The sequence below is a fragment of the Ensifer adhaerens genome, assembly GCF_002940685.1.
Lineage (GTDB): Bacteria > Pseudomonadota > Alphaproteobacteria > Rhizobiales > Rhizobiaceae > Ensifer > Ensifer adhaerens_E.
Genome location: NZ_PNFP01000047.1, coordinates 1 through 2,812 on the forward strand (window position 1 = coordinate 1; position 2,812 = coordinate 2,812).

The window sequence follows — 2,812 nt, forward strand, 5'->3', positions numbered from 1 at the left end:
CGTGAGCGTCCGGTGAGCGGATTTTGCTGAACGAGCCAGTTAGGCGATGTTCTGGCATTAGAACCAGCATTAGTGCATTAGTGCTGACACTAATTCCAGATCTGAGAGGTTGGCATGGCCCGCATGGAGATCATTTCCGGCGTCGAGCGTAGGCGGCGATGGTCGAAAGAAGCTAAGCTGGAGATATTGGCAGAAGCCGACCAGCCTGGCGTCCGCATTGGTGATGTAGCTCGTCGCCATGACATCTATCCGGCTCAGATCCGTCTATGGCGGAAGACACTTAGCCATTTCGAGGCGTCAACCTCGTTTCTTCCGGTACAGCTCGTCGACGACGTAAGCCTCGGGCAGACGCCTGCGGCTTCGCCGGCGCCAGTGTTTATCGAGATCTTGCTACGAAACGGTCGGGGCTTGAAAGTTCCAGCCGACATCGAGCGAAAGATGCTGGCATCGTTGATCGCCTGTGTGGAGGCAGCATGATCGGGCCTTCGGGGAATGTGCGGGTCTATTTGGCCTGCGGGGTGACCGACATGCGGCGTGGGATTGATGGTCTCTCGGCCCTGGCCGAGACAGTCATAAAGGAAGCGCCAGGATCTGGCGCCATCTTCGGGTTCCGTGGCAAGCGCGCGGATCGGATCAAGCTTTTATGGTGGGATGGCCAGGGGTTCTGCCTGTTCTACAAGGTTCTGGAGCGCGGATATTTTCCTTGGCCGACGGCGAAGGATGGCGTGGCGCACCTGACACAGGCCCAACTTTCCATGCTTATCGAGGGGATCGACTGGCGTCGACCGGCGTGGACTTCCGCTCCCGGCCGAACGCGGTAAAGGCCTTATTTTACAAGGGAATCCGGGCAAAATGCTAGCGCTTGAGGCGCAAATCGGCTACGTTTTCTGGCATGAAAACAACGCCGCTGGACAGTCAGGACGAGCTTGCTGCTTTGCGCGTGCTCGTCGCTGAACAGGCGGCGAAACTTGAGCGACAAGAAGCCGAAGTCACCAAGCGCGACTCCATTATCAGCCTTCTGCGCGCGCAGTTGGAACTGCTCCGCCATCGACAGCATGGCCCCGCTTCGGAGAAGATCGATCGGAAGATCGAGCAATTTGAGCTGATGCTGGAGGAGATCGAGGCCTCCCGCGCCGAGGCTGAGATGCGCTCCGGGAAACTCCCTTTGCCGGAACTGGACGACGCACCGGCTAAGCCGAAGCGCAAACCGCTGCCGGATGGCCTTCCAACAGAAGAGCGGGTGTACACAGCGCCCTGCAGTTGTCCGACCTGTGGCGGCACATCGTTCCTGAAGGCGGCTGACAAGGTGGTCCAGGTGATGGAGCACGTACCGGCATCCGTAAAGATTGTCCGGCACGTCGAAAAGCGCATGATCTGCAGGGACTGCGATACAACAGTGTCCGGCGAAATGCCGACCTTGCCGATTGAGAAAGGCAAGCCCGGACCGGGATTGCTCGCCCACATCATGGTCGCCAAGTTCGACGATCACATTCCGCTCTATCGTCTATCCGAGATGTACGACCGGCTGGGAATAGACATCTCCCGGTCCGTGATGGCGGACTGGATGGGCCGTGTGTCTGTTCTGCTTTCGCCCCTCATTTTGCTGATCAGAGCCCATATCGCCGCAGTCGACCGAATACATACGGACGATACCCCAGTCGATGTTCTCGACCCTGGGCGCGGGAAGACGAAAACAGGCAGGGTTTGGGTCTATGTCTTCGATGGCAGTGGCTATCAAGATCCAACGCCCAGAGCCATAGCCTATTACTATAGCCCCGATCGTAAGGGCGCACATCCGGCAGACCACCTCGCTGACTTTAGCGGCGTGATGCATGCCGATGGCTATGGTGGCTATAAGAAGCTTTACGGCAACCAGATCATCGAGGCTGCGTGCATGGCGCATGTGCGCCGCAAGTTCCATGATGTGATCAAACTGAAGCCGTCACCGATCGCCGACGAGGCGCTGACACGCATCGGCGCGCTCTACGATATCGAGGATCGTATCCACGGCATGCCGGCTGACGAGCGACGCGCACTGCGCCAGGAACATGCCAGGCCCATCCTGAGGGACTTGAAGGTGTGGATCGAGGATACGCTTCCGACGTTGCCGCAGAAACAGAAGCTGGCGGAAGCGATGCGATACGCACTCTCGCGATGGGCCGCATTGAGCGTTTACATCGACGACGGCCGTGTCGAAATCGACAACAATATAGCCGAACGTGCGATGCGCCCCCTCGGGATTGGCCGTAAGAACTGGCTCTTCGCCGGCTCGGACAAGGGCGGAGAGCGCATCGCCAATATCCTGACCATCACCGAAACGGCCAAACTGCATGGCCACAATCCCGAAACCTACCTCACGGACGTGCTAACCCGGATCAAAGATCACCCAACAGACAGGCTGGAAGATCTGTTGCCATGGAATATGCTCCCAGCAGGATCCGCACTGCAGAAGGCTGTCTGATGGCTCGTTCGATGCACATTTATACGATCGAAAACGTCGCCGCCATGATCGGCGAAAACCTCGAACTGCTCAGAGAAATCTCCGCCAACTCGGACAATATCGACTACGGCGAAATGGTGCACGTCCACAACACGACCGAAGAGGGCACAACCGGCTTCACGGACAGAGGCGTCGAATGCCTCGAGGAGTTCCTAGCGGATATCCGGACATGGCACGGAGGAGTCCGTCAGTTCTTGGTCGATGAACAATGCGACCCTGAAAGGATCGAGCGCATAATGACCGACGAGCTAAAGCGCGCGCCCTAACCCTGCGCCTCGACCACGGCAGAAAATGCATTCGCCGGACGCTCAC

At 58.1% G+C, this 2,812-nt stretch carries 4 protein-coding genes; all 4 read left to right on the forward strand.

Annotation, left to right across the window (positions count from 1 at the left end; translation table 11 throughout):
• Positions 1-114 precede the first annotated feature (114 nt).
• The 4 genes from tnpA (at position 115) to C1A35_RS35525 (ending at position 2,766) form a co-directional block, all read left to right on the forward strand.
• A complete protein-coding gene (gene tnpA, locus C1A35_RS35510) occupies positions 115-477 on the forward strand; it encodes an IS66-like element accessory protein TnpA (protein ID WP_058326502.1) in 363 nt (120 codons plus the stop codon).
• Positions 474-821 (forward strand): IS66 family insertion sequence element accessory protein TnpB, encoded by a 348-nt coding sequence (gene tnpB, locus C1A35_RS35515; protein WP_104668901.1) that lies wholly within the window; start codon positions 474-476, stop codon positions 819-821. The genes tnpA and tnpB overlap by 4 nt, the downstream gene beginning before the upstream one ends.
• Before the next feature lie 71 nt (positions 822-892).
• Positions 893-2,461: an IS66 family transposase gene (gene tnpC, locus C1A35_RS35520; protein WP_104668902.1), complete on the forward strand. Its 1,569-nt coding sequence runs from the start codon at positions 893-895 to the stop codon at positions 2,459-2,461.
• Positions 2,461-2,766: a hypothetical protein gene (locus C1A35_RS35525; protein ID WP_058326152.1), complete on the forward strand. Its 306-nt coding sequence runs from the start codon at positions 2,461-2,463 to the stop codon at positions 2,764-2,766. The genes tnpC and C1A35_RS35525 overlap by 1 nt, the downstream gene beginning before the upstream one ends.
• The last annotated feature ends 46 nt before the right edge of the window (positions 2,767-2,812 follow it).